Source organism: Olleya sp. HaHaR_3_96, from assembly GCF_019278545.1.
Lineage (GTDB): Bacteria > Bacteroidota > Bacteroidia > Flavobacteriales > Flavobacteriaceae > Olleya.
This window is the reverse complement of the sequence record NZ_CP058987.1, coordinates 750,547-776,254: the sequence shown is the minus strand read 5'-3', so window position 1 is coordinate 776,254 and position 25,708 is coordinate 750,547. Positions and strand designations below refer to the sequence as shown.

The following is a 25,708-nucleotide window of genomic DNA, read 5'->3' as shown; positions in this document are numbered from 1 at the left end:
TTAAAATCGGTATTCTGCCCTTAAAAGCAGCATACGTGGTAGTAACCTCACTTCTGTTGTTGAAGATCCTAAATCGCTGATAGAAAAACTAGTGTACCGTTTGGTATCAAATAAGTTTTTACCGGTAATACCTAACGTTAGTTTTTTATCAATCAATTTGTATTGCGTTTCAAAATCTAAAAAATAATAGGTGTTATCTGTGTCTAAACTCCCAAAATGGTAACGTTCCGTTTTTACTTTTGCATCAAACTTTTTACTAAAAATAAAGTTAAGATCTAAAAAAGATTGATTGTTAGTAAACTTACTATTAGCAAAGGTTTCAATTTTATTGGTTGTCCAAGCAGTACCGATATGGTAATTAAAAACCCCTTTAAAAGCGGACCGTAATTCTAATCCATAATTATAATTATTAGACACCACTGTTCTTAAATTAGAATTGTTTACTACGTTTTTAAATTCGTTTTTAGTATACCCTAAATCTAACTTAACATTAGACGACATAAACTTAAAATAGTAATCAAACTTGGTATTAATAGTTAAAAACTGACTATCTTTTATAAGTGTTTTTTGGGTTTGCGTATAGTTTTGATTAATTAGCGTGTTGGTTGACAAAAAATCATGATTTTTAGTGTAAAGCACCAAGGTGTTTGCAAAAAACCGATTTGCCCAATTACCCAATTGATAATTAAGCATCATACTAGAGGCTTTTAATTGGTTAAACGTATTTGTTCCTTTGTTAAACGATCTAAACCCTGTTAACACATAATCACTGTACACGTCTAATACATTGGCATTAGTCGTATTGTAAGTATAAGTGGTTTGTATTTTATTATTACTATTTATAGTCCACTCTGCACCTAGACTTGGATTAATATAAAAAGGGGTTTGTTGGGTAGACGTATTGTTACTGCGCAATGTACTAAACAACTGATGCGCTTCAAGGTTACCACTAAATGCAATATTATCTAATTTTATCCTGTATTTGCTTTTAAAATATAAATCGTTAACCTGATATTTAGTCTGGTTTTGGTAATCTATTGGCTGATGTAACGATACATTATCTTCAAACAGTGTAAAACTAGTGTTTAATTTATCCTCTCTAAACTGGTTACCAAGTTGCAACTCTAATAAATGACCATTTGATTTACGGTCTAGAATATGTGCATTTACACCAACAAACTGCATTTGGTTATTACTAACCTGAAAGACATTATTTGCACTAATATACTCCGGAAATAGATCTTGATACAAAAACTGATTTATAGTATAATTTTGTGGCTTTTTTTCGGTTATAAATCGACCAGTAAGCAACAGTACCTTTTTGTCTTTAAACTTATTAGTATAATTTAGTTTTTGATCAAAAAAAGTATTGTTTTGTTCTAAATTTTGAAGTGTAGACACACCATTAAATACTAAATTAGCATCATTATTATAATTACTATTATTGTACTTTGTAGTGGACTCTAACATTTTAGTCTTAGAAGGCTTGTAAATAAAATCTAGCTTTCCAAAAGCTAATTGTCTTTTATTATCTAACTTATAATCTTCCGTGTTAGTAAAACTGTTGGTATTGGTGATAATATTATCCACTTGATTTCTAAAAAAAGAGGTTTCATCCCAATTAAAAAATCCTATCGTTTTTATCTTTAATTTATCAGATGGGGTAAATATGGCATTTAAAGAGACTAACTCAGCATTATTAAAATTGGTGCGTTCTTTTTTAAAATTAGAATCCGAATCTGATAACCCTATTAAATTACTAACCGATTGGCTATCTCCGGTACTTGCAGGCTGATTAAACCTAAATGGTTTTATTAATTGCTGTATATCTCCAGTCGCATTATATCCAATACTATTGGCATTGGCTAAAAAATAGTATTTATTTTTCTTGCCAAAATTCATTAAATTGGCTTTGTATTGATAAAAACTATCGTTACCAACATTAGCTTCTAGATTACCAAACCAAATGCGTTTTGACTTATCGTTTAATTTTAAATTTAAAGCCACCTTATCGCTTTCTTCAATGCCTTTAAGCAAATGGTTGTTGGAGTAGTTTTGTAACACCTCGACCTCTTCTATGGGATAAGCAGGCATGTTTTTGGATAATATTTTATACCCTTTTTCAAAAAGATCATCACCATCAATCATCAGTTTTTCAATCTCTTTATTACCAACTTTTATAGTACCCTCAATATCTACAGTTAAACCGGGTATTACTTTTAATAAATCTTCGACTGTTTGCTCGTTCCCTTTAGTAAAAAATTTAGTTTTAAATTTAATGGTATCTTTTTTAATAACTATTGCACGTTCCGACTTAATAACAACCTCATCAAGCGTAAATGGTTGTTCTTCCAACACGACGTTTATGGCCCTATTGTGTTGACCCTCATCTAAAACTAACGGTATAATTTTAGTTTTATATCCTAAGGCATTAAAAACCATATTAAATTGACCTTGGTTTTGGGCTACCAACTTATAGTTTCCATTATTGTCTGAGTACGTATAACTAATTATACGATTGGATAGTGTGTCTTTTACTGTAACACTAACGGAATACAAACTACCATTACTATCCGATACAGCACCAGACAACGTTGTCTGCCCAAAGCCAATGGTTTGGAACACTAAAAGTAATGTTATAAAAATTAGTTTTTTCAATATTACTATTGTTTTTTGTCTTCCCATTCAAACAACAACTCACGTCCTTGCCTTTTATTAAAGGTGTCTACTGAGACATTTGTCCCTCTGTCTTGTCTTGATTTTAGATTATTTTTAAAGTTATTCATCTTTTTATTAAACACCTCTTCTCTTAATGCTACAAACGCTTTTAAATCTATGTTTACATCATGCTTATCTTGATTAAGCGTTTTTTCATTAATTACTTTTTTACTTATTTTAGTTACAATCCATTCGTATTTATGTGTTTCGTCATACATATCTAAAACTAAACCTGGTAATCCATGAAATTTCCATGGTCCAAAAGTAATGGCAATATCATTGGTATACCATGCTATATAATTACGACCTCTAAAACTTGTTGTTGCTTTATTACACATATACGTGCCTATTTTAAGGGTGTCGGCATGGCTTAGATCCCACTCCAATTTTGGGAGTGCTTCCGTTACTAAATACAAACTCTTGTCAAACGTTATAGTCTCTATAGAGGATAGCTTATTTGTATTAAGGTTTGTATAGTTTCGTTTTATGACATTTTTTTTACCAACAACAATAGTTTCGTTTATTTCCGAATCATTCGGATCGTCTTTTGTTGCGTTATCTTCATCAAAAGGCATTTCGTAATAATTAGATTTATTTTCTTTTAGGTACGGTATTAAAATTCCTTTTTTAGAGAGAGGAATATAATTATTGAAATTAACCGTGTATTCTATTTGGTATTAGTTGTTCAGGGTATCTATTTTAGTAGCTCCCTCGTTGTTTTGAGCCCTAGTTAGACTGACAAAACATAAAATTATTATTAAAACTTTAAATTTCATAGTGACATTTTAGTGATTTTCAATAACTTCAACCTCCCATTCATAACTAATTTCTTGTTGGGTATTTCTATTTGGAAGATTCATCTCAACCGTACCGTTTCTTGGTAATTTAGAACCCATGTTTTTTTCAATTTCTTTCAAATACTGTGGTTTGGCCTTAATGAAACTTTGAAGTTCGATTGCTTCATCTGTATTAATTGAATCTATTATCATTGGAGAAATACTAACTTTTTTTGCTCGATAACTAACTTTATACTGCTCATCATTAGCCTCTAAAATTAACCCAGGTAAACCTTGTAATTTCCATGGTCCAAATCTGACCGGAATATCTTGCGTAAACCAAGCATGATAAGTCCTTCCTCTAAATTCCCCAATAGCCAACTGACACTTAAATTCTCCAATTGTTTTAGTACTGTCTTGAAGCTTCCATGGGATAACAGTTGTTTTTTCTTTTGTAATAGGTTTTTGTTTGTAGAATATTTCTTGATTAAATAATGAATCTTTTTCTAAATCATTTAAAACAAACCGCTTAGTCTTTGATCTAAAAATGACTGACAAACCACCTGTTTTCTCATCAGTAGTCACTTCAGAATCACTTTCAACCTTTTTAAGCGCTGTAAATATAGATTGTGTCTCATTAAAACTTAACGTTTTAACAGTATGAAAATCCCATGCGAAATTTTTACTGACATCATACTCTACATAACCGTTTGTTTGACTAGATACAAAAAATGAATTTAAAATAAATACTAAAACTATGTGATTTCTCATTACTATTAAATTTATAAGGTTACTAGTAAATTAATTTATTTTGAGTCTATTTATAGACTCCTATTATAGTTTATCTCCTTATTACAACTATTACTTTAACTATCTGATTATCTTCTTTATTATTAGTCCCAACTGTCCTACCTAAAACACCTTCTTTCCGAACAGACAAAGAAACAGTTACTCTACATCCTTATCACAAAAAGAAATAACACCTAAATTATCTTAATGATTATCAACCTCTTCTATAATTACAACTGTTTAATCCAGTATTATAATTCATCAAGAATAACCTTCAGCAAAATAAGCAAATGAAAAAAACAAGACTGAGAAAAAAGTTTTAAACTTACATAGTTCGTTTGACTGTAATTTACTAATATTCAATATATTAGACTTCCGTCAACTGAGGCAGTATTTTCTAATTCAAAAATTAGAGCTACCATAACATTAACACTATCATTAAAAATAGATAATTTTCTAAACTAAAAACGAAACTACATATGAACTATTAGTTTTTATCTTAGTAAAAAAAGCATTTTTCACTTTAATTAAAATCGCGTTTATTTTTTTCAAGAGCTTTATTGTACTACCAAATAGAAATTATAAACAAAATTGAATAGTTATTCTTCTAAATTCAAGAAATAACACAAACTACAATTTATTTCAACAAAATAGTATTCTTAAAAGGCTTAAAAAAAACCCTACTAACTCATAATTCTACTTACTATCAACTTATTACAATTCTGTATAAAATGAAATAACAACTAAGTAGACCCAAAGAAGAATTAGCCAATATTCAATTGATGAAAATTATCAATAAACACAGACTAAGAAACAAAACATTAAAATACTAGCGCTAGTTAAAATTAAAATGCGTCAAAAATTATTTTTTTAATGACTAAATCAAACGAGTTTCTAATTGACGGTGCTAAACTATACTTTTTACTATAAAACCCTAATAAACTAATCGGATTTTCATGCATTTGGTCGAAAACAAGGTGTTCCGCTCAATATCTGTTGTGGCTCAAACCACACATCGAACCTATTCGATATTATTTTAATTGATTTTTCTAATTTTTAAGAAATTTAAAGCAACTTTAAACATTAAAACGTTTAAAGTTAATTACCCTAAATTAAAACAAAGAAAGCTTCTAAATTTACACAAGGACTCTACAAATTGTAATAGTGTTATTTTTGAGGCTTTGTGGATACAATCAACCTTGACTTAACAAAAAACTGTTCCCAAATAAAAATAAGCATTCTATACAAAGATTTTAAAGTCGAATATCTTAACCCTTTTTTATAGACCCAATAATTATGTTTCAACAACGCTAACTTATTTGAAGATATAGAGTCGCGTCTCACGCGATAATAAGCTAATGACTCTGAAATACCCAAAGCAGGTTTACCCGACATTTTTATAGCAGACAACCACAACAACCAATCTTGGCGTTTGCGTAGATTAGGAGCCATAATTTCACCTATAACACTAGCGTTATACATACCTGTTAAATTACCTATGTAATTTGTTTTTAAAAATTTGTTATAACTAAGCTCTGGTAATACTTTAACTAATCTATGTAAAGGTTTACTAAACTCATCAATTTGCTCATAACTAGTATAAGACACAACACAGTTATTAGCTTGCATAAACTTAATTTGAACCTCTAATTTATTAGGTTTCCATAAATCATCTGCATCCAAAAAAGCCACAAACACTCCCTTTGCCTCGGTTATTCCTTTATTTCTTGAAACTGCTGCTCCAGCATTGCTTTGATTTTTTAACACTATAATATTGGAGTAATTTGCACTATACTTATTAGCTAACACCATTGTATTATCTATAGAGCAATCGTCCACTAATAATAACTCCCAATTAGAATAGGACTGATTTAGAACACTAGTAATAGTTTCTTCTAGAAAGGCTTCCGAGTTATATAAAGGCGTTATTATGGATACTAATGGTGTCATTTATTAATAGGCTTCTTTTTGACCTTTAAAGACGTTAATAATCGTTTTAAAAATAATTTTAATATCTAGGACCAATGACCAGTTTTCGATATAATAATTATCAAACTTAATGCGATTAATAATATCTTGATCATTTTTAATCTCTCCTCTAAAACCTCTTATTTGCGCCAAACCTGTAACACCCGGTTTAACATTGTGTCTGAAAATAAAATTATATTTGTCAATTTTTTTAGAATAATCATCTGTGTACGATAACATGTGCGGACGTGGACCAACCACGCTCATATCTCCTTTTAATACGTTATAAAATTGGGGAAATTCATCTAAACTTGTTGTTCGTAGAAATCGCCCTATTTTAGTAACACGATCATCGTGCTGAGTAATATAAGTCCCTTCTACAACTTTATTGATTTTTAAAGACCTAAACTTATGACAATTAAACTCTTTGTAGTTTATTCCATTTCGTTTATGCGTATAAAATAAGGGCCCTTTAGATTCCAATTTAATTATAACAAACAAAATTGGTATTAACCACGATAACACTAAGAGAAGAATTAGCAATGAAAAAACCATATCAAAAAGACGTTTAACAAACTTATTGAAATCATTGTTCAAGGCCACCTCAGGCATTGATAAGATAGGCAAATAATTATAATAATCAGTTTTTAGCCTTTTAGTCAGCAACTTACTAGTTGCTGGTATAAATTTTATGTTACAGTGATTAACCTCTGCGTGTTTAACATAGTCGTTTACTTCTTTTTCAGTCAGCTCGTCAATTGCACAGTAAATTTCATCAATTCCGTTCCCTTCATTTAAAAACGTAAAACTATCCGCAATATTACCGGTAAACTTATGGTTGTCGCTATTTGCAAACACCCCTTTAATACTGTATCCCAGTTCTTTTCGTTTAGTAAACAACTGTTTTAACTCCTGAGCACCTTCTCCTTTACCAATTATTACTACACGCCTTACATTTCCTCTCAAAAAAGAACGAAAAGATTTTAATCCATAAAAACTTACTAATTTAATAGTGGTTATACTAGCAAAACTTAAAAACAAGTACTCTAAAGTAGTATAAGATTGTACATCAATACTCCTAAACGCACCAATAAAAGCATACACAATAATAGTAAAAACGACAAACTGCTTAATTATAAGTGAAAAAATATTGATAGTTGACGTATACCGATAAACTTCGTAAAACTTTAAAAAAGAAGTAGACACTAACCAAAACACCGTAGAATATGTAATATATAAGAGGTGCTTGTTATTTAAAAAGTCTATTGAAAAAAAATCAATTTCAGTTTGGTTAAAATTAAAAAAGTAAAACGCCAATACATTTATGATAGTTACATCAAAAATGATAAGAAAAGGTCGGAGTAACCAAGAGTACCTTCCGCGTTTATACTCCATAAACTATTCCTTATTATAGTTTGAAAAATCTTTATGTTCACTTTTATAAAGCTCTGCAGCTGTTAAGTTCTTAAAGTAATCGAAGGTTTTTTTCATACCTTCTGCTCTACCTACTTTAGGCTCCCAGTCTAATAACTTTTTAGCCAACGTAATATCTGGTTGACGCTGCATTGGATCGTCGACAGGTAAATCTTTATATATAACTTTTTGAGTGGTTCCTGTTAAGCTAATAATCTCTTCTGCAAACTCTTTTATTGTAATTTCATGAGGATTTCCAATATTTACTGGATTAGCATAATCACTTAATAATAACCTATAAATTCCCTCTACTTGATCTGTAACGTAGCAAAAAGAACGCGTTTGTATACCAGCTCCAAAAACAGTTAAATCCTCACCTCGCAGCGCTTGTCCCATAAATGCGGGTATAACACGACCATCGTTAAGTCGCATCCTAGGCCCATAAGTATTAAATATCCTAACAATGCGCGTTTCTAAACCATGAAACCTATGATACGCCATCGTTATTGATTCTTGAAAACGCTTCGCTTCGTCATAAACCCCTCTTGGACCTATTGTATTGACGTTGCCATAGTAGTCTTCAGTTTGCGGATGTACTAGCGGGTCTCCATAAACCTCGGAAGTTGATGCAATCAGTAACCTTGCTTCTTTTGCCTTAGCTAAGCCTAATAAATTATGAGTCCCTATACTCCCTACTTTCAAGGTTTGAATTGGAATTTTAAGATAATCTATTGGACTTGCTGGTGAAGCAAAATGAAGAATATAATCTAAATCACCTTCTATATTTACAAAATTGGTAACATCATGTTGAATAAAAAGAAAGCTTGAATTTGAAGCTAAATGTGCTATATTCTTAGGGTCTCCTGTTATAAAATTATCCATTCCGATAACAAAATACCCATCACGAATAAAACGGTCGCATAAATGCGAACCCAAGAAACCAGCTGCTCCCGTAATTAAAACTTTTTTTTGACTCATTTATCTTCCTATTGATACGTATTTAAACCCTTCGTTGATAACGTCTTTTACATCGTATAAATTACGACCATCAAAGATTGTTGGGCTGTTCATTAAGTCTTTCATTTTATTAAAATCGGGAGTTCTAAAAACACTCCATTCTGTGCAAATAACTAGTGCATCAGCATCTTGCAACGTTTCATACATACTATCTGCATAATTTATCTGTTCACCCAATTTACGTTTAACATTAGGCATTGCTTCTGGATCAAAGGCTGTAACATTACATCCAGATTCTAACAATGCTTCAATCATGTATAACGCAGGCGCTTCACGTATGTCATCAGTTTCTGGTTTAAATGCTAATCCCCAAATCGCAATATTTTTTCCTTTTAAATCATTATTAAAATAAGTTTCAATTTTAGGAATTAACACTAACTTTTGTCTAGCATTAACATTAATAACAGCATCTAAAATTTTGAAATCATAATTATTATCTAATCCAGATTTATGTAAAGCCTTTACGTCTTTAGGAAAACAAGATCCACCATAACCGATTCCCGGGAATAAAAAACGTTTACCAATACGAGAATCTGTACCCATACCGATTCTAACTTTATCTACATCAGCACCTACTTTTTCACAAAAGTTAGCAATCTCATTCATAAACGTGATTTTAGCTGCTAAAAAGGAATTAGAAGCGTATTTAGTTAGCTCTGCAGATTTTTCATCCATAACAATGATTGGATTACCCGACCTTACATATGGCTTATAAAGCTTTTGCATAAGCTCTGTAGCACGATCACTACTTGAACCAACAACAATGCGTTCTGGCTTTAAAAAGTCGTCTACAGCAAATCCTTCACGTAAAAATTCAGGATTAGACACCACATCAAAATCTACTTTAGCATGTTTTGCAATAGCAGCTTTAACCTTATCAGATGTACCAACAGGGACTGTACTTTTATCGACAATAACTTTATAGTCTTTTATTAACTTACCGATATTATCTGCTACTCCTAAAATATATTTTAAATCGGCAGAACCATCCTCATCCTCTGGAGTAGGCAATGCCAGAAAAATAATATCTCCATGCGTTAAGCCTTCTTCCAAACTAGTAGAAAACTTAAGTCTATCAGCCTTAATGTTTCGCTCAAATAAGACGTCTAAATGAGGTTCATAAATAGGCACCTCTCCATCTTGCATTTGCTTTACTTTAGCTTTGTCTATATCTATACAAAGCACTTCGTTACCTGTTTCTGCTAAACACGTCCCCGTTACTAAACCGACGTACCCTGTACCAATTACTGCTATTTTCATTAAAATTGCGTTGTTTTTTTATCAAAAATTTCGAAATCAGAATTCATACTCAAAAATTCCGGAACAATTTCTTTCATTTTTATAACTATTGCATTATTATCTTTATCCTTAGCAAAAGCGATTAATTCCGTAATATCATTCTCAATCTTATTATTAGAATTATTTTCGACTTTAGCAATCATGATTTTATCGTTATAAGTTGGTAGTGTAGTAGATTCATCACTCAATAACTCTTCATACAATTTTTCTCCTGGCCTTAGTCCAACCACTTTTATATCTATCTCTTTATAAGGCGTAAAACCTGCTAATCTAATAATTTTCTTAGCTAAATCTATGATTTTTACAGCCTCTCCCATATCAAAAATAAAAATCTCACCACCATTTCCCATCGCGCCTGCTTCCAATACCAACTGACAAGCTTCCGGTATAGTCATGAAGTATCTTATAATATCAGGATGTGTTATAGTTAATGGCCCCCCCTCTTCTATTTGGCGTTTAAATAAAGGCACAACAGACCCATTACTACCTAAAACGTTACCAAACCTTGTTGTTACAAAATGTGTTCTGTTTTTACTATCAACAACCTTATTTTGCAATGTTTGCACATAAATTTCTGCGATACGTTTTGACGCCCCCATAACATTACTTGGATTTACAGCTTTATCTGTAGACACCATAACAAATTTTTCTGCTTTATATTTACAGGATAAATCTGCAACATTTTTTGTTCCTAAAACATTAGCAAAAATAGCTTCTGAAGGATGTTTCTCCATTAAAGGCACATGCTTATAAGCTGCCGCATGGTATACAACTTCAGGCTTATGCGTTTTAAAGACCTCCTCTAAAACATCTGCCTTCCTAACATCTGCAATAATAGCTTCAAAATTTAATTTTGGAAAATCATGTTTGATCTCTAATTGAATATTATATAAAGGAGACTCCGCTTGATCTAAAATTAACAATTTACTAGGCTTATAACTTGCAACCTGTCTAACAATCTCACTTCCAATGGAACCAGCACCACCTGTCACTAAAATACATTTATTAAATATCTCTTTAGCCACTAATTTGTTATCTAACTTTATTGGATCTCTCTCCAGAATATCCTCAATTTGAATTTTTTGAATTTGATTAGAAAGTGTTGTGTTTTTTTCAATATCAGACAATAAGGGTGCTCTAAACACTTTATAATTGTATTCTAAACAGCTGTCTACTATTTTAATACTTTCCTCTTTTGTAAGTGTACTATCTGCTATAATTAAAGCTTGTGCATTATTAATTCTCAGTAAAACCGCAGTATTACGATTTAGATGAGTAATTGGCAAACCCAATATCTCTTTACTTTTATTTTTACCATCTTTATCAATAAAACCTAAAACTTTGTATCGCGATGGTTTTTCAGACTTTAAAGCACTTGCAATGGCTATTGCATTTTCTCCTGTCCCATAAACCAAGACATTCAATCTAGATTCTTCCTCACTATAACGCTGATACACTTCAAAGACTTGCTTTACTAAAATCCTAAACAAAAATAAGCCACAAAAAGACACTATTGAGTAAATAAAAAGTTGTGGTATTGAAAACAAATCATCATCAACCAAAAAGAAATAACTATAGTACACCCCTAAAACTGTTAGCAATGTTGCTAACGAAGCTAAAAAGAATTTTGCCGCATCAATAAATGTCGAATGCCGTATTAAACCAGCATACGTTCTGAATAGAATAAAAAACAGGACATTGATGAATAAAATAATAAATTCCTCTTTTGAAAAACCTAAATTAAAAAACGGTGCTTTTTGTATTTTACTAACAATAATCTTAGTAAAAAACAGAGAGAGCATCAATATCGACGTATCAAAACAAAGTATGGCCCACCTTGGTAAGTAATTTACATTTTTAAAATCTATTCTCTTTTGACTAGATTGTAAAACTTGGAATAGAGCTTGTTTTAGTTGTTTAAGCATTTGTATCTTTAATAATAGTTAACAAATATCTTAAAATATAATGACAATACATCAAAATTATATGCAAAGCCGCGATGTGAAAGGAATATACTTATTTACAACAAGTCATTTACGACTTTAGTAATCCTGTCTAAATCCTTTTGTTCCAAATTTGAACCGCTCGGCAGACACAATCCTTTTTTAAATAAGCCCTCACTTAATTTATCACCAAAATACAAAGCACCTTCAAACACTGGTTGCATATGCATAGGTTTCCATAACGGTCTAGTTTCTATATTTGCGTCTTCCATGACGCTTTGAAACTGTGCTTTTGTAAAAGGCGCGTCTGCATGAATTAATATACAACTTAACCAAAAATTAGAATAAAAATCGCTGTTAGGTTGCTTCTGAACTTCAACACCTTTGACTCCTTTAAACAAGTTAACATAAAACGCATTCATATCTCTTCTCAACCCGATATGCTTATCTAAGACTTCCATTTGTCCACGACCTATTCCAGCACTAATATTACTCATTCTGTAATTATAACCTATCTTAGAATGCTCATAATGCGATGCATTATCCCTTGCTTGTGTAGCATAAAAGATGGTCTGCTTTTTATCTTCTTCGGTATTACAAACCATAGCTCCTCCACCAGAAGTAGTTATAATTTTGTTACCGTTAAACGACAGTATAGAGAAGTCTCCAAACGTACCACATTGTCTACCTTTATAAGTAGACCCCAAAGCTTCTGCTGCATCCTCCACAACAGGAATTTTATATTTTAAAGCTACTTTTAATAACTCATCAATTTTCGAAGGCATACCATACAAATGAACAATGATAATTGCTTTAGGCTTTATACCTTTAGAAATTCTATCCTTTATAGCCGTTTCTAGATGTTTTGGACACATATTCCATGTCTCAGATTCGCTATCTACAAAAACAGGTGTAGCGCCTTGGTAAGCAATTGGATTGGAAGACCCACAAAATGTAAACGTTTGACATATTACTTCGTCATTTAAAATCACTCCTAATTGTACTAGTGCTAAATGTATGGCTGCTGTCCCTGACGATAAACAAGCTACATTTTTATCTTGACCTAAATACCTTTCTAAATCATTTTCGAAACCATTTACGTTAGGTCCTAAAGGTGCTATCCAATTAGCATCAAACGCTTCTTTTATATAGTTTTGCTCTGTCCCCCCCATATGTGGTGAGGATAGCCATATTTTTGTGTTCATACTTTAATGAAATTTTATTGGTTTAGCCGGAATACCAACTGCAGTACAATTAGCAGGTAGCGTTTTTGCTACAACAGCCCCAGCACCCACAATAGTATTTTCTCCAATACTTAATTGATTAATAATTTTTGCTCCTGTACCAACATAAACCGATCGATTTATTTCAACCTCCCCAGATATATTAACGGTAGGCATAAATGAACTATAGCTCCTTATTATAGTGTCATGACCAACTGTACAACATAAATTAAGCGTTATGAAGTCTTCTATTTTTATATTACATGTTAAAATATTTCCCGCACAAATAATATTTCCTTGACCTAATAAAACATCATCCTTAGACATTATGACTGAAGGGTGTACCAAATTTGGAAAACTAATCTTTGAATTCGAAATACTGGATATTAATTTTTCCTTAACGTTCGGTACACCAACCCCTAAAACGATATGCATTTCATAGTCAACTTGATTTATATCATCCACGCCACCTAAAACCTCTAAACCATTAACAATTGTTCCTTTTTCAATGTTATCATCAAAAAAACCAATTAAATCATATTGCTTTTCAAAATTATTTAGACTATCAATCAAAGTTTTAATCTCCCTTCCAAATCCTCCAGCACCTAAAATTGCAATTTTATCCATAATTATATTATTTTCCTGTAAATTTAGTTGTTGTTGCTTCATTTTCGGTGTTAATATCTTTTGACATTAAAACTTTTGCTACTGTTTTAAATAAAATCTTAATATCCAATATAAAACTAATATTTTCTACATACCAAACATCTAATTCAAATTTCCTTTTCCATCCGATATTATTACGGCCATTAACCTGTGCCCAACCTGTAATTCCTGGTTTTACATTATGTCTTTTACTTTGATCTCTTGTATACAACGATAGATATTCTGGAAGTAAAGGTCTTGGACCTATTAAACTCATATCGCCTTTTAACACGTTTAAAAGCTGCGGTATTTCGTCTAAGGATGATTTACGTACAAATCTACCTAAAGCTGTTAATCTTGCTACGTCTGGCAATAAACTGCCTGAGTCATCCTTTTTGTCTGTCATGGTTTTAAACTTTATAATCTTAAAGATTTTTTCATTTCTTCCTGGTCGAGACTGATAAAAAAAGGGTTTACCTTCATTATTTATAGCCAATAATATTAGTACTATTATAAAAAACGGAAAAAGCACAACCAATCCTACAATGGAAAATATTAAATCAAAAATTCTTTTAAAAAAGAGTTTATACATCTTCTAATTTTTTATTTATTAATTTAAAAGATTTGGACACATGATACTCTTTTTTTAATAATTGCCATCCATTTTCTTTCATATTATTACACTGTTGTTCATTACTAATTATTTTATCAACTGCTATCAACATGGCTTTAACATCTCCTGACTCAACCCAATAACCACAATTATTATTTTCTATTACTTTACCAATATCCGTATTGACATCTGTAGCTGCTAACACCGGCAATTTCATCTCTAAATAAGAGAGCAGTCTAGAGGGGAAATTTGGTATAGTAAAGTTTTTATGCAAAAAAATTAATCCAATATCACAAACACTAACAAGATCATCATAATCTTTTTTATCTAAATAAGGTAACAATTTTGCGTTTTGAGGTGTATTTGATTGAAACCAATTTAAAACTTTCGGGTACTCTGTCCCAGAGCCAACAATTAAGAAAAAAACATTTTTATTTTTAACTACTTCCATTGTTTTTAATAAAAAATCTATTCCCTGAGGCTGACCGAGGTTACCACCATAGATGAAAACTTTTTTATTCTCTGGTATACTATGTTTTTTTCTAATAGATTTTTTAAATTCTTCTGTTTTTTCTTCTACTTCTATTGGAAAAATACTATTAGGATTTACCTCAACTTTAGACGCCTTAATTGTAGGGTTATGCTTTAAAACGTATTGTTTATTAGCTTCAGACATGCAACCAATAGTGTTTGAGAGTTGATACAGTCTTTGTTCTTTTTTAAGAAACATTTTATGCAAAAACCCATCCTTTTTTATCAATTTTAAATCTACTGCATTTTGAGGGAAAATATCTTTTAAAAGCAGATAAGCATAAGCATTATCTCTTTTTTTTATATAACTAATAACCTTTGAAAACGTTATTGGAGGTGTAGAATATAAAATAAGATCAAACTTTACATCTGAAAAATGTTTTTTTATCGCTTTTAAATATTGATACTCTATTGCTAGAGTACCAATCCCTTTTTCTATAATATTGGTTTTTTGGATATTAAATGTTTTCACATTTAATATTTGAACTTTATCTTTTTTAATTAATGAGGTCTTTTTTTTATGTTTCCTTTCTACAGGACTAACAATATAGATATCATATTTATTGTTTATAAACTCTCTTAACAAGTCTGTATAAATACCTCTCTCATCAATACTATTTATTTTAGCCATTGTTAAAAAAAGTACATTCATATATTAAAAATTTAAATTTTAGTATTACTATTTACTCCAAACCACACGGTTTATATAGTCTGTATATGATAATATTATTCTCACTATTTTTTCTGAAACGTTTGGCATAGAATAGTCATAAACTTCTCTGAAATTTCGATCTGGGTTTCTTTCTTGTTGCTTTAAAGCACATAAACCTTGTAAGATACGTTCTGGGTTTAAGCCAACCATCATTACTGATGCTTCTTCCATTGCTTCTGGGCGTTCATGCGCTTCTCTGATATTTAATGCCGGAAAATTAAGAATCGACGACTCTTCAGATATTGTTCCACTATCTGATAGCACAGCAAAAGAATGCATTTGTAGTGCGTTATAATCATTAAACCCTAATGGTTTTAAAAATTGAATATTTTTATGAGTCTTAACGTTTTTAGCAGTTAGCATATTTCGTGTTCGTGGATGTGTAGAAACAATAATGGGATAATCATATTTTTCTGCAATTTGATTTAAAGACTCTATTAATCCATTAAAATTTTTAGGATTACTGATGTTTTCTTCTCTATGGGAAGATACCACAAAGAACTTTTGCTTTTCTAACCCTAATCTTTCAAGGACGCTTGAAGCCTCAATTTTTGGCTTAAACTTGTTAAGCACTTCATACATTGGACTACCTGTTTTTATAACTCTATCCGGAGATAGCCCCTCTCTTAACAAGTATTCTCTAGCTATTGAGCTATAGGTTAGATTTATATCCGAAACGTGGTCTACTATCTTCCTATTAGTCTCCTCGGGTACACGTTGATCAAAACATCTATTACCTGCCTCCATATGAAAAACAGGAATTTGTCTCTTTTTGGCAGGAATTGCGCACAAACAAGAGTTAGTATCTCCTAAAACTAAAAATGCATCAGGGTTTTGCTCTTCTAAAATAGGGTCTATTGCAATTAAAATATTTCCAACTGTTTCGGTTGCATTTTTACCTGCTGCATTAAGGAAAAAGTCAGGTTTTCTAAGTCCTAAATCTTCAAAAAATATTTCGTTTAATTCATAGTCGTAATTCTGACCTGTATGTACTAAAACATGGTCTATAGCATCGTTATTATCTAGTGAGATAAGTGTGCATGATAATCTTATAATCTCTGGTCGTGTACCAACTACGGTTAATACCTTTAATTTTTTCATTAATCAAAATTTTAATTATTGCAAAAATAGTTTTTTTTTTATGGTCTAGTTATTTTAAACTTCAACAAAATAAGTGTCTGGGTCTTCTTGGTTATAGGGCTCATTAATCCAAAACAGTGTGATTAACTCTGTATCTCCTATATTGGTTATATTGTGTGTGTACCAAATAGGCATGTCAACATAGGCCGGCTCTCCACCTTCTAACGTATAGCTAAACACCTGATCCGTATTAATTTTACGTAATTGAATACGTGCTTTACCACTTATAACTGCAAAGCGTTCTACTTTTCTAGTATGATAATGATTACCTCTTGTAATACCTGGAACTGTTGTAGAGTATGATGATTGTCCAGACGTATTTGCTCTCATAATTTCAACAAATGCACCTCTATTATCTGTATGCTTCACAAATTTTCTTGGAAAATAGTTTTTAGGAATAAAACTAGTAAATGTATTAAAAAGGGCTAGTTCAAAAGGGTTTCTTAAATCTGCTACAACACCATTATCCATATAAGTTGATTTGTAGTTATTTAATAATTTTAAAATTTCCGAAACTTTTTTGGTTGAAGTATGTGAAACAACCTTCGTATTTACCTGCTTATTGTTTGTTATAATCTCCTGATAAAAGGCTTCTGTTAACTCATTAATATAAATTAGATTTACTTCTCCATCATTATGTACTGTTGGCATTTCTCCGCTAACAATCTGGTAGCAAAAAGTTGCTATAAAAGAATTATAATATGGTTTTCCAAAAGGCCCAAAAACATTTGGAATAACTAAAGTGCTTATTTTGGCTCCAGTTTTTGCTGCCCAATTTTCAAGAGCCATTCTTCCATCACGTTTCGATTTACCATAAAGATTATCTCTTTCTTCTTGTGTGGATGATGAAAAAATAATTTTCGGAGTTACATTTAATGATTTACACGCGGTTATAAGCTGTTCTACTAACTTAATGTTTGTGTTATAAATAACTTGTTCATCATCATGCCTATTCATTGCAGCAATGTGGCATATTACATCACATTGACTTACAAAATTTTCAATCTTTTCTTTACTTTCAAAAAAAGAACGTTCAAAATTTATAAGTTCGATCTTTTCTTTTGTTCCTAAATAATTAAACAAATGGCTTCCCATAAAGCCTGCTTGACCTGTTATCCCAACTTTTATCATTTTTTCCAATTTACCCATTTTGTGCTTTCAAATCTATAATTATCATCTTGTACTTCGTTTAAAGTATAGTCCGACATAATCATTAATTTAGAGTTTTTTTCAAGTGCAGAAAACCCATTAGCGTAACCATTAGGTATGAAAAGTACTTGAGGTGTGTTTTCTTCTAAATCAAATTCGAATATTTTGCAATTGTCTGATGGATTATCCCAATCATCAATTTTCACTAATTTTATACTAAAACTTCCTTTTACACAATAAAACCATCTGCTCTCTATTTTATGTCCTTGCCAAGCCCTAATAGTTTCCGTCTTTGGATGTATTATAAAATACACTCTTTTTATTGAGGACAAATTAAAGTCGTTCACAAATTGTAACGTCCCTCTTGCATCTGAAAAAATATCACCATCTATTAGTTCTGGAGTTTTCAAAATCATTACACTAAATATTACCTTTTATAACATCTAGTTTCAAAAGCAGTTTTTTCATCCCTTCAACGTCTAATTGATCTGTATTATGCGAGTGGTAGTCTTCAACCAGATCCATATCTATTTCTCCTTCAGAAAAATAATTAGAATAATTAAGATCTCTATTATCTGCCGGCACTCTGTAATATTCACCTAAATCTTCTGCTTTAACCCTTTCTTCTCTAGTCAAAAGGGATTCATAAAGTTTTTCTCCATGACGCGTACCTATTACTTTAATTTTGCTATCTGATTTGTATAAATCAATTAATGCTTTTGCCAATATATCAATTGTTGCAGCTGGCGCTTTTTGTACAAACATATCTCCCGGTTCTGCATTATTAAATGCAAACAAAACCAAATCTACAGCATCTTCCAAAGTCATCATAAAACGAGTCATTTTTGGATCGGTAAGTGTTAAATCCTCACCTTTTTCCATTAACTCAATAAAAAGAGGAATAACGGAGCCTCTTGATGCCATTACGTTACCATAGCGCGTACCTGATATTATTGTGTTTCCAGAATTTCTAGATTTAGCAATAAGCACTTTTTCCATCATTGCTTTTGAAATCCCCATAGCGTTTATAGGGTAAACTGCTTTATCAGTACTTAATACCACAACACTTTTTACATTATATTTTATTGCTGCCTCTAGAACATTTTCCGTACCCAATACATTCGTTTTAACAGCCTCTATCGGAAAAAACTCGCAGGATGGAACTTGTTTTAATGCTGCTGCATGATAGATGTAATCTACACCTCGTACTGCGGTTTCTACAGATCTATAATCTCTAACATCTCCGATATAAAATTTAACTTTAGGATTGGATAGTCTACGCCTTAATTCGTCTTGCTTTTTTTCATCTCTTGAAAAAATTCTAATCTCTTTAATGTCTGAGTTAACGAAACGATTAAGCACAGCGTTACCAAAGGAACCCGTACCTCCTGTTATCAATAGTGTTTTATCTTTGAATGTCATCATTTAATGAGTTGTTTTCTAATTTGTCTATATATAAAAATGTAATATAAAATAATATCGAGCAAAATACACTATATAATAAGGCTCCCGACAATGCGCTTATTACAATTATTACTATAAAAAGAATAGTTTTAAGTTTAGATTGATTTTTCCTAAAAAAAATAGTTTTAAGAAAAAATAAATATACCACACTTCCTACCAATCCAAAGAATAAAAATAATTTTATAAATTCAAATTCTACATTTATTAATTTATCATTTATACCACCAAAAAGAAATGTTACTAATGATGCTTTTTCTTTATAAACTTCGATTGCTCTAACTAAAAATAAGTCTCTAGTTGAAAGAATAACAGTTATAAAACCGTATTCATTATATATCCTTTCTCCAAATGAGAATAATCCTATTATAAATAGTTTTATTTTATGCCTAAACAAAAAAACTAATAATCCGATAAACACAAATATAGATTGAAAAATAGTACGCTGCTTTTTCTTTATTATAAAGCAAAAATGGATTATCACTAATAGTCCATTAAAAAACCAAATAGTTTTTGTGCCTACTAAAAAAGAAACAATAAATTGAATTAATAAAATACTCCCAGTTTGTTTTTTTACAAATTCTACGTATAAAATAAGAATTAAAAACACGTAAAAAAAACTTGCTGTTCCGGATGAACTTAAAACACCATTTATACCAAATCTATCCGAACCAGGATAAGATTTAAAAAAATTTATTTGAGTCACTAGGCCTATTAAAAGAAAAGGAATATTTATCAAACCTATTTTCTTTATCCAATTTATATTGCTTTCTGTTATTTTTATTTGATTTATATCTGACACTTTAAGTACTATAACAAAAAGGAATAAAAAAATATAAGTATTAAATCTAAAAACATTGTGAATAAAATGAGACTGTTTTATATCATCGTATATTATATATTCACTTATTTGACCTATAATAAAGATGCAAGTCAAAAGTATTAAATACTTAAATTTTTCTGTTTTCCATGCTCTAAGGTATATTATGTTAAATAATAAAATAAGTCCAAAAAAAAACTTAAAAAATGTTCCGTATAAATAAAAAAAAAATGTTTCAATTTTAAAATACTTTGTCACTAAATCGCCAATAAACATAATTAATAATAAGTTATTAAAAAAAAACTTATTTAAATTTGATATCTTCATTGTCTTACATACGATTATAGATTGGAATAAATAGCTATCATTAAACAATCTATATCACATCTTTTAATTTAGGTTCTGTACCATCAATTTTATATAAGGTTGGTTCCGAAATATAAAGGCGTTCCTCCAAACTATTCTTACAATTATTAAGCAGGGTTCTAAAAGCAGCTTTATCAGTCATCCTATCCCACTTAAAATCTCTACCTTCCGCAACTTTTTCTCCTAAGTAATAAACCCCAGATATTGGTTGCTTCTCAACATCATCTTCGTAATCGTAAGGATATATATATCCAACTAACAAATACCAATCTTCAAGTTTTTCTGGTACAAAACCGGCATTTACAAAATTCGCATTTTTAACAACCTGTCCTGTGGTCTCTGTAACCCCTGTTACAGCATAAAACGTTCTACCAACTTTTCCGTTAGTTTTTTTAACCCAAGACGTAAATCTATACGCATATTGGTTATCTATTGGTAAATAATCAGTACCAAACCCACCATCCCATGTTGTGGAATTATCAGGAATACATTCCCATAAAATATCTTGTTCGAAATCAAAATTAACACCTTTTACACGTCGACTTTCCTCTTCTTTACCAAACGATTTAAATCCAGGAACAGAACCAATACCCACAACCCAAGCATCCTTCCAATTTAATAAATTAGACTGAGTTTTTGTATTCTCTTTTTTTATTACTTTTTTATCAATATTATTTGATATGTTATCTCTTTTGTTTCCACAAGAGGTTAATAACATCAAAACAAATATTAAGTTAAATGATAATCTACAATTCATCCTTTAAAAATTTATTGGTGGAGTGTGAAGTTCTATTTTTCAAAGATACAGTTTTCTTATTATACCATAAAAAAGCTAATAATGAATTAAAGAAGGAATACAACACAACTCCTCTTTGAGTTTCAAAAAAAGATTCAATCAGAAAAAATAAAAAAATCAATAACAAAAACAGCATGTATTCTTCATTACCGTTTTTTAGTGAAACACATAATGGGCCTAAAAGTACATAAATTAACAAAATCCCTCCTAAAAAACCAATGGCGCTACTTAATTGAAAAAATTGATTATGATAATTTAAATCTTTGAAAGCACCTCTATTTACAATTTCGAGGTAGCGTCTATATTTTTTATCAAGATAATCTTGAGTATCGCCAGTTCCAATACCAAACAATAGATCTAATGACGGTTGTGAAAAGAAAATATCAGCTGCAATTAATCTTTGATTTTTTAGATAAAAAGGAACCTCTTTATTTCTTATATTTTTAAATGATTTAATACTTACAAACTCTTCTTTATACCTTTTCTGTATAGGGTTTTGAGTGACCATAACACAAAAAAAAGTTAAAACCGAAATAATTAAAAGACCTAACTTTACTTGCTTATTTATCCTAACTTTAAAATAAATAAAGTAAATAACTAAAGTTAAATATAGAAAAACACCTAATTTACTGGAAAGAAGAAATAAATAAAATGATAATAAAATAAAAAGCATGATAAATACTACTTTTTTAATTCGGTTATTATCTAATAGATATTGTAAAAAGATTAATGAAATTAAAAAACTAAAAGAAAGATATGTTGGATGATTATCCACTTTTGTCGTTAAATCTGAATGACTGTAATATTTAATACCCGTTTGTATAAATCTTTCTGACACTGGACCGATATCAAAATAAACACAAAAAATTGTAAAAATTCCAATAAGAAGATTAGAAGCTATAAATAAATATGAAAATAAAGTCTTCTGTTTTTGGCTTAAAAACCAAGACGTTGATCCTAATATTATTGGAAAAATAATCAAAGGCAACTTTATCTCTACAACTCTCAAGCCTCTATCAAGATTCTGAGTATGAACCAATCCTATACAATAACAAAAAAAAACAAAAGAAAAGAGTATTGCTGTTTTGTTATTTAAAAAATTGACAAACTTCTTTTTTAAATTTACCCCATTGAATAACCAAGCAATGCATAAGACTATAATTGAAATACTATTAATACTATGCTTGGGAAAATTTATTGATATAGCAACAAAACATATAGCAAAAAAAAAGAATGAATTGCTATACTTTTTTACAACAAAATTCATGTCTTTAAATATTCCTTTTCCCATTTATCTACATTATTTTCTATGTTAAAATTAGACAACACAAAATCATAAGCTTTTTGTCTTATCTCCCTATATTCCTGATTATTGTATAACAATATCTTATCCACTATTTGACAGATTTGTTCAGGGTTATTATCAATCCAAAAACCTATCCCTTCCTTTTCTAGAATTTGCCAAGGTGTTCCCTTAGAAGTAACAACAGGAGTTCCTTGAGCCATAGCTTCTGTTACAACTGCTCCAAAATTCTCTGATTCAGAGACTAAAAAAGAAAAGTAACTCTCCGCATATAAAACTTCTTTCTCCTTCCCCTCTATTCTTCTTTTTAAAAAAACAACTTTATGAGATAGTTTTAAATCGATAATTAAAGAGGTAATTTGATTCATATATCCAATATCTCCAATACCTGCAATTTTAAAAATAAAATCACTTTTCAAAAAAACTTCAGACACCGCCAACGCTGTAAGCAATTTATCAATGGATTTTATAGGGTGCACTCTACCAACAAACAATAATTGTTTCTTCACCAATACTTTTTGAATTTTCTCAGGTAAAATCATATAGTTCGGAAGTTTAAAAACATTTGTTTTTTCTCCAAAACGATTCAAAATATTACTGACTTCGGAATCCGAAGTTGCATGAAATATAATCTTCTTTGATATATTGTTTATTATAGATAAAAATATTTTTTTTAGTCGAAAATGGCCATATCCCAAAGCATACTCTTCAAGTTCGCCTCTCACAGACCATATGATCTTTTTTCTAAACAGTAACCCAAATAAAGCAATGGGTAGCGAACTGAGATCAAAAAGACTATTCAAATGAATAACATCTGTTTTGACAATTTTTTTAAATGAATGTAAATAAATCAGCACAGGAATTTTATGATTGGTTACATAAACAACATTGATTCCATTCAAATCAATCCATCTATTTTCTGATATCAATTCTTTATTAATATCCTTACTTGTTGTAACAACGTATACCTCATTGCTTTTGGCTAGCTCCTTTGCTAACCAATAAACAGTATTTGCTGGCCCACCTGTTTGTGCAGGATAAAAGACTCGTATTGGAAATAGTATTTTCATTATTCTTGTTTTGCGAAATATTTAAAATCGAACAAATATCCTAAGACAGTCCAAAGCACTAAACTTAATAACGTACCGACTGCTAAAAGGTAGCCTTCAAAAAAAAGATGAACTCCAAAAAAACTTAAATACATGATTACCATTAATTGAACTTTTGAGCTTTTGTATTTAAAATTTTTTCTTAAAGTCCGATATAGACCATATAGAAAATATAAAAAACTTATTATTCCTAATCCTCCTAAAGTGGAAACTAATGCCAAATAACCGGAACCAAATTCAACCACACCTCCCTCTCTCACAAATACTTTGTATTTTATTACCTCAAAATCAACTGCCGCAAAACCGCTACCAAACACAGGGTTAGCTATAAATTCGTTAAGCCTATCTTGCCACAGACCTTCTCTTGTATTATCTGTACCCTTTCTACTCAAACCTTCAAATATATTTCTATTTTCAGCAGAAGTAGTGTATGATATTTTTCTAATTTTACTTTCTTGAAAAGAACTGTAAATAAAGTAAATAGGTGATACTAAAAGAAAAATACTCATTATAATCAAAAACTTTTTCTTTGAATGAAAATAAAGCATGCAAGTTAACCCTACTACTGAACCCAATAGAGCAGCTCTAGACGCTCCCAAAAGACAAGTGATACCTATTATAAAAAATAAAAGAATAAAAAGAAATTGTTTACTCTTTTTAGTCTCTTCTAAGAAGAGCACAAAAACATACATTAATGCAATATTCGCAATTGGACTAACTAACATTGCATGTCTCATAACTCCCGTAAAAAAGCCTCTCCCAACTACTTCGAAGTTAACAGCCCAGTATAAAAAAGATAATACAGAAGCAATTACACACATTTTAGGAAACAAAAAAAATATTTTTTCTTTAATTTTATGAGAAACCTGATTTCTTATTAACGGTCCAACAGCCAACAACAACAAAACCCAAGCTGATAATCTTAAATGGGACTTAAACTCTGAAGGGATGTCATTAAAAAAAATACTTAATACACTAGCACAGATTAGAGGTATTAAATAATTGTACATCTTCTTAGAAGAAAATAAAACAAATATACTGACAAAAAATATTAAAAAATAGTAAAATATATCGCCATTAATTTTAAATAATATAGGAAAAATGCTTGAATTATAAAAGCTAACTAATAGTAATAACATTCCTAAAAAGGAACCCGTATTTATGACTGTTTTTATTTTCAATGTTAACTTCTATAATGTTGTTTTGTTATCCTGTCTTTAAATATGTCCTGACCTCCATTTAAAGTAAATCTTAGCTCTTTTTTTGATGCAAACTGAACCAAATACCTATTTATGATATCAAACTGTTTAGTCTTGTGCCGAAAACTGCCAGGAATAGAACTATACAAATCATTATAACCAAGCGCTTTCGCAATTCGTACTGTATTGTCTGAAAATATTCCTCTTGGAAAACATAATGAATTAATCTTTCTGTTTAACAAGCTCTCTATAATTTCTTTGCTTTTAGCTAATTCTTGTGTAATACTTATATCATCTAAATCTCCTAAATTTGCATGTGTCTCTGTGTGACTTCCAAAACTAAAATTAGAAAAACTATCTAACTCTAAGATTTCTTTTTTTGTGAGATATCCTTCTTCACCTATAAAATCAGTAATTAAAAATATTTCCACAAAAACATTATTGGCTATCAAAAAATCTTTATGGTCAAATATACCCTTAAAACCATCATCAAAACAAATTTTGATTTGCTGATTTTCCTTATTTATTTGGTTTACTATTTTATAGTTTTTTAATCTTATTTGTGTTAAATGCATCTCAAACTCTTCAATCGAAGTAGACATTTTAGTATAACTCCTCGATCCATGAAGATCATGATAATAAATAACTTTACTTTTACTATTTCTGTATAAAATATTTCCAAGAAATAAAACAAACAATTTAATCCTCTGTCTCATAA

Annotated in this window: 22 protein-coding genes; all 22 read right to left on the bottom strand. The window is 30.3% G+C overall.

Features of this window, described 5'->3' with window-relative positions; genetic code table 11:
- The 22 genes from H0I26_RS03320 to H0I26_RS03215 all read right to left on the bottom strand — a co-directional run bounded on the left by H0I26_RS03320 (position 1) and on the right by H0I26_RS03215 (position 25,706).
- Positions 1-2,658 carry a carboxypeptidase-like regulatory domain-containing protein gene (locus tag H0I26_RS03320; protein ID WP_317618215.1) on the bottom strand — a complete coding sequence of 886 codons (2,658 nt, stop codon included), beginning with the start codon at positions 2,656-2,658 and terminating at the stop codon, positions 1-3.
- 5 nt (positions 2,659-2,663) lie between these two features.
- Positions 2,664-3,359 carry a GLPGLI family protein gene (locus H0I26_RS03315; protein WP_317618229.1) on the bottom strand — a complete coding sequence of 232 codons (696 nt, stop codon included), beginning with the start codon at positions 3,357-3,359 and terminating at the stop codon, positions 2,664-2,666.
- A 144-nt stretch (positions 3,360-3,503) separates the two neighbouring features.
- Positions 3,504-4,265: a GLPGLI family protein gene (locus H0I26_RS03310; protein WP_218701001.1), complete on the bottom strand. Its 762-nt coding sequence runs from the start codon at positions 4,263-4,265 to the stop codon at positions 3,504-3,506.
- Between the two features lie 1,185 nt (positions 4,266-5,450).
- Positions 5,451-6,233, bottom strand: coding sequence for a glycosyltransferase family 2 protein (locus H0I26_RS03305; protein ID WP_218701000.1), 783 nt, complete (start codon positions 6,231-6,233; stop codon positions 5,451-5,453).
- Between the two features lie 3 nt (positions 6,234-6,236).
- Positions 6,237-7,646, bottom strand: a complete 1,410-nt coding sequence (locus tag H0I26_RS03300; protein ID WP_218700999.1) for an exopolysaccharide biosynthesis polyprenyl glycosylphosphotransferase — start codon at positions 7,644-7,646, stop codon at positions 6,237-6,239.
- Between the two features lie 3 nt (positions 7,647-7,649).
- Complete coding sequence (locus H0I26_RS03295; protein WP_218700998.1) at positions 7,650-8,642, bottom strand: UDP-glucuronic acid decarboxylase family protein; 993 nt, start codon at positions 8,640-8,642, stop codon at positions 7,650-7,652.
- Positions 8,643-9,941: a UDP-glucose dehydrogenase family protein gene (locus tag H0I26_RS03290; RefSeq protein WP_218700997.1), complete on the bottom strand. Its 1,299-nt coding sequence runs from the start codon at positions 9,939-9,941 to the stop codon at positions 8,643-8,645.
- Positions 9,941-11,905: a polysaccharide biosynthesis protein gene (locus tag H0I26_RS03285; protein ID WP_218700996.1), complete on the bottom strand. Its 1,965-nt coding sequence runs from the start codon at positions 11,903-11,905 to the stop codon at positions 9,941-9,943. Before H0I26_RS03285 ends, H0I26_RS03290 begins: the two co-directional genes overlap by 1 nt.
- 95 nt (positions 11,906-12,000) lie before the next feature.
- Positions 12,001-13,128: a DegT/DnrJ/EryC1/StrS family aminotransferase gene (locus H0I26_RS03280; RefSeq protein WP_218700995.1), complete on the bottom strand. Its 1,128-nt coding sequence runs from the start codon at positions 13,126-13,128 to the stop codon at positions 12,001-12,003.
- Positions 13,129-13,131: 3 nt separating this feature from the next.
- Positions 13,132-13,815, bottom strand: a complete 684-nt coding sequence (locus H0I26_RS03275) for an acetyltransferase (protein WP_256935243.1) — start codon at positions 13,813-13,815, stop codon at positions 13,132-13,134.
- The gene (locus tag H0I26_RS03270; RefSeq protein WP_218700994.1) at positions 13,781-14,383 is read right to left on the bottom strand and encodes a sugar transferase; all 603 of its coding nucleotides are present in this window, start codon (positions 14,381-14,383) and stop codon (positions 13,781-13,783) included. The genes H0I26_RS03275 and H0I26_RS03270 overlap by 35 nt, the downstream gene beginning before the upstream one ends.
- Positions 14,376-15,587 (bottom strand): glycosyltransferase family 4 protein, encoded by a 1,212-nt coding sequence (locus H0I26_RS03265; protein WP_218700993.1) that lies wholly within the window; start codon positions 15,585-15,587, stop codon positions 14,376-14,378. Before H0I26_RS03265 ends, H0I26_RS03270 begins: the two co-directional genes overlap by 8 nt.
- A 27-nt stretch (positions 15,588-15,614) precedes the next feature.
- On the bottom strand, positions 15,615-16,748 hold the full coding sequence (gene wecB, locus H0I26_RS03260; protein ID WP_218700992.1) for a non-hydrolyzing UDP-N-acetylglucosamine 2-epimerase: 1,134 nt from the start codon (positions 16,746-16,748) through the stop codon (positions 15,615-15,617).
- Between the two features lie 54 nt (positions 16,749-16,802).
- Positions 16,803-17,918: an NAD-dependent epimerase/dehydratase family protein gene (locus H0I26_RS03255; protein ID WP_218702024.1), complete on the bottom strand. Its 1,116-nt coding sequence runs from the start codon at positions 17,916-17,918 to the stop codon at positions 16,803-16,805.
- Positions 17,915-18,352, bottom strand: coding sequence for a WxcM-like domain-containing protein (locus tag H0I26_RS03250; protein ID WP_218700991.1), 438 nt, complete (start codon positions 18,350-18,352; stop codon positions 17,915-17,917). The genes H0I26_RS03255 and H0I26_RS03250 overlap by 4 nt, the downstream gene beginning before the upstream one ends.
- 4 nt (positions 18,353-18,356) lie before the next feature.
- Positions 18,357-19,358, bottom strand: coding sequence for a polysaccharide biosynthesis protein (locus H0I26_RS03245; RefSeq protein ID WP_218702023.1), 1,002 nt, complete (start codon positions 19,356-19,358; stop codon positions 18,357-18,359).
- The gene (locus tag H0I26_RS03240) at positions 19,342-20,199 is read right to left on the bottom strand and encodes a hypothetical protein (RefSeq protein WP_218700990.1); all 858 of its coding nucleotides are present in this window, start codon (positions 20,197-20,199) and stop codon (positions 19,342-19,344) included. Before H0I26_RS03240 ends, H0I26_RS03245 begins: the two co-directional genes overlap by 17 nt.
- A 394-nt stretch (positions 20,200-20,593) precedes the next feature.
- Entirely contained in the window at positions 20,594-21,340 is a 747-nt protein-coding gene (locus tag H0I26_RS03235; RefSeq protein WP_218700989.1) for a hypothetical protein, read from the bottom strand.
- Entirely contained in the window at positions 21,330-22,670 is a 1,341-nt protein-coding gene (locus H0I26_RS03230; RefSeq protein WP_218700988.1) for an O-antigen ligase family protein, read from the bottom strand. Before H0I26_RS03230 ends, H0I26_RS03235 begins: the two co-directional genes overlap by 11 nt.
- Positions 22,643-23,752 (bottom strand): glycosyltransferase, encoded by a 1,110-nt coding sequence (locus H0I26_RS03225; protein WP_218700987.1) that lies wholly within the window; start codon positions 23,750-23,752, stop codon positions 22,643-22,645. The genes H0I26_RS03230 and H0I26_RS03225 overlap by 28 nt, the downstream gene beginning before the upstream one ends.
- Positions 23,752-24,972 (bottom strand): O-antigen ligase family protein, encoded by a 1,221-nt coding sequence (locus H0I26_RS03220; protein ID WP_218700986.1) that lies wholly within the window; start codon positions 24,970-24,972, stop codon positions 23,752-23,754. The genes H0I26_RS03225 and H0I26_RS03220 overlap by 1 nt, the downstream gene beginning before the upstream one ends.
- A 2-nt stretch (positions 24,973-24,974) precedes the next feature.
- The gene (locus tag H0I26_RS03215) at positions 24,975-25,706 is read right to left on the bottom strand and encodes a polysaccharide deacetylase family protein (RefSeq protein WP_218700985.1); all 732 of its coding nucleotides are present in this window, start codon (positions 25,704-25,706) and stop codon (positions 24,975-24,977) included.
- Positions 25,707-25,708: the final 2 nt, after the last annotated feature.

What these genes read in the sequence shown, in the direction of transcription:
- H0I26_RS03310 (WP_218701001.1), bottom strand. Translation starts at nt 4,265, where the DNA reads ATGAGAAATCACATAGTTTTAGTATTTATTTTAAATTCATTTTTTGTA.
- H0I26_RS03305 (WP_218701000.1), bottom strand. Translation starts at nt 6,233, where the DNA reads ATGACACCATTAGTATCCATAATAACGCCTTTATATAACTCGGAAGCC.
- H0I26_RS03300 (WP_218700999.1), bottom strand. Translation starts at nt 7,646, where the DNA reads ATGGAGTATAAACGCGGAAGGTACTCTTGGTTACTCCGACCTTTTCTT.
- H0I26_RS03295 (WP_218700998.1), bottom strand. Translation starts at nt 8,642, where the DNA reads ATGAGTCAAAAAAAAGTTTTAATTACGGGAGCAGCTGGTTTCTTGGGT.
- H0I26_RS03290 (WP_218700997.1), bottom strand. Translation starts at nt 9,941, where the DNA reads ATGAAAATAGCAGTAATTGGTACAGGGTACGTCGGTTTAGTAACGGGG.
- H0I26_RS03285 (WP_218700996.1), bottom strand. Translation starts at nt 11,905, where the DNA reads ATGCTTAAACAACTAAAACAAGCTCTATTCCAAGTTTTACAATCTAGT.
- H0I26_RS03280 (WP_218700995.1), bottom strand. Translation starts at nt 13,128, where the DNA reads ATGAACACAAAAATATGGCTATCCTCACCACATATGGGGGGGACAGAG.
- H0I26_RS03275 (WP_256935243.1), bottom strand. Translation starts at nt 13,815, where the DNA reads ATGAAGCAACAACAACTAAATTTACAGGAAAATAATATAATTATGGAT.
- H0I26_RS03270 (WP_218700994.1), bottom strand. Translation starts at nt 14,383, where the DNA reads ATGTATAAACTCTTTTTTAAAAGAATTTTTGATTTAATATTTTCCATT.
- H0I26_RS03265 (WP_218700993.1), bottom strand. Translation starts at nt 15,587, where the DNA reads ATGAATGTACTTTTTTTAACAATGGCTAAAATAAATAGTATTGATGAG.
- wecB (WP_218700992.1), bottom strand. Translation starts at nt 16,748, where the DNA reads ATGAAAAAATTAAAGGTATTAACCGTAGTTGGTACACGACCAGAGATT.
- H0I26_RS03255 (WP_218702024.1), bottom strand. Translation starts at nt 17,918, where the DNA reads ATGATAAAAGTTGGGATAACAGGTCAAGCAGGCTTTATGGGAAGCCAT.
- H0I26_RS03250 (WP_218700991.1), bottom strand. Translation starts at nt 18,352, where the DNA reads ATGATTTTGAAAACTCCAGAACTAATAGATGGTGATATTTTTTCAGAT.
- H0I26_RS03245 (WP_218702023.1), bottom strand. Translation starts at nt 19,358, where the DNA reads ATGACATTCAAAGATAAAACACTATTGATAACAGGAGGTACGGGTTCC.
- H0I26_RS03235 (WP_218700989.1), bottom strand. Translation starts at nt 21,340, where the DNA reads ATGAATTGTAGATTATCATTTAACTTAATATTTGTTTTGATGTTATTA.
- H0I26_RS03230 (WP_218700988.1), bottom strand. Translation starts at nt 22,670, where the DNA reads ATGGGAAAAGGAATATTTAAAGACATGAATTTTGTTGTAAAAAAGTAT.
- H0I26_RS03225 (WP_218700987.1), bottom strand. Translation starts at nt 23,752, where the DNA reads ATGAAAATACTATTTCCAATACGAGTCTTTTATCCTGCACAAACAGGT.
- H0I26_RS03215 (WP_218700985.1), bottom strand. Translation starts at nt 25,706, where the DNA reads ATGAGACAGAGGATTAAATTGTTTGTTTTATTTCTTGGAAATATTTTA.